Origin of the sequence: Myxococcus sp. AM009 (assembly GCF_013372605.1) — a bacterium.
In the GTDB taxonomy this organism is placed as follows: Bacteria; Myxococcota; Myxococcia; order Myxococcales; family Myxococcaceae; genus Myxococcus; species Myxococcus vastator.
Genome location: NZ_JABXEP010000343.1, coordinates 1 through 1,386 on the forward strand (window position 1 = coordinate 1; position 1,386 = coordinate 1,386).

At 70.3% G+C, this 1,386-nt stretch carries 2 protein-coding genes; both read right to left on the reverse strand.

The window, feature by feature from the left end; translation table 11 throughout:
* Positions 1 to 989 (reverse strand): IS3 family transposase (locus HV824_RS35735; protein ID WP_176425266.1); only part of this gene is annotated, 989 nt, incomplete at its 3' end.
* Positions 986 to 1,386 (reverse strand): transposase (locus HV824_RS35740; RefSeq protein ID WP_176425267.1); only part of this gene is annotated, 401 nt, incomplete at its 5' end. The genes HV824_RS35740 and HV824_RS35735, both read right to left, overlap by 4 nt.

The following is a 1,386-nucleotide window of genomic DNA, read 5'->3' on the forward strand; positions in this document are numbered from 1 at the left end:
GGAGAGGGGCCGAGGCGGACGGGGCCCGCGGGCGTCCAGTCGCGCGTGTCGCGGCTCCAACGCTCGGGGTGACGGGCTTTGGCGCGTTGGTACACCTGGTGGCGTCGGGCCAGCAGCGCGCCCTCGCGGCCGAAGTGCCTGTCCTCGGGCGTGACGTAGCGGATGGCGGAGTGGCGGTGCTCGGTGTTGTACCAGGCCACGAAGCGCGTCACCCAGCGACACGCGTCCTCGACGGAGGCGAAGGGGCGCAGAGGGAAGCTGGGGCGGTACTTCAGCGTGCGGAAGAGGGCCTCGGAAAAGGCATTGTCGTCCGAGACGCGGGGCCGGCTGAAGGACGGGGTGACGCCCAGCCACTGCAAGGTGGCCAGCAACGTGGCGCCCTTCATGGGGCCGCCGTTGTCCGAGTGCAGCACCAGCCCCTCGGGACACCCAGCCTCCTGCCAAGAGCGACGGATGAGGGCCGCGGCATGCTCGGACGACTCCTCTTCGTGCACCGCGAAGCCCATGATTCGCCGGCTGAAGACGTCCACCACGAGGTACAGGTAGAGGAAGCTGCCCTTCACCGGGCCCTTCAGGTAGGTGATGTCCCAGCTCCATACCTGGCGGGGCCCGGTGGCGAGGTGCTCGGCCCGAGGCCTGGGCACAGGAGCCTTGGCGCGGCCACGGTGGGCCAACTGCCCTGCTTCACGCAGCACTCGGTAGAAGCTCGCCTCGCTGGCCACGTACTCGCCCCTGTCCGCCAGCCGGGGGACAATCTGCTTGGGCGAGGCGTCCCGGAACTCCTCGCTGTTGGCCACCGCCAGGATGCGGCGGCGCTCCACCTCGGACAGTCGGTTGGCCGGCCGGGTATGCGGACCGCACCGCCTGTCCTCCGCCGTGGCTGGCTTCCTCCAGCGCTGAATGGTGCGCGGGGCGACGCCGAGCCGAGAGCAGATGGCCTCCAGACGCACGCCCTTCTCCAGCGCCTCGTCGACGAGCGCGAGCGTCATTTCTCGCACGTCTCGTCCGCTGCGTCGTCCTCGTCTCCCGAGTCCTTCTCGTCCCAACCCATCGCCTGAAGTTTTTTTTCGAGCACCAGCAGTGCGGCCGCCTCAGCCAGCGCCTTCTCCTTGCGGCGCAGCTCGCGCTCGAGCTCCTTCACTCGCTTCTCCGAGACGGCCAGCCGCCGACGCTGACCGGCCGTCAGGGCCCCGGACGGCGCCTCCTTCGTGCCTTGGGCGAGGGCCCCAGCGGCAGCCGCGCGCCACTCCGCCAGTTGCCCCTCGTGCAGCCCCTCTCGGCGCAGCAGCGCTCCCAAGGCTTCGCCCGCCAGCCCATGTGCCTCCGCCAGCACGCGCAACTTCTCCTCGGGCGTCCACTTCTTGGGGCTGACGGGCTTCTCCTCGG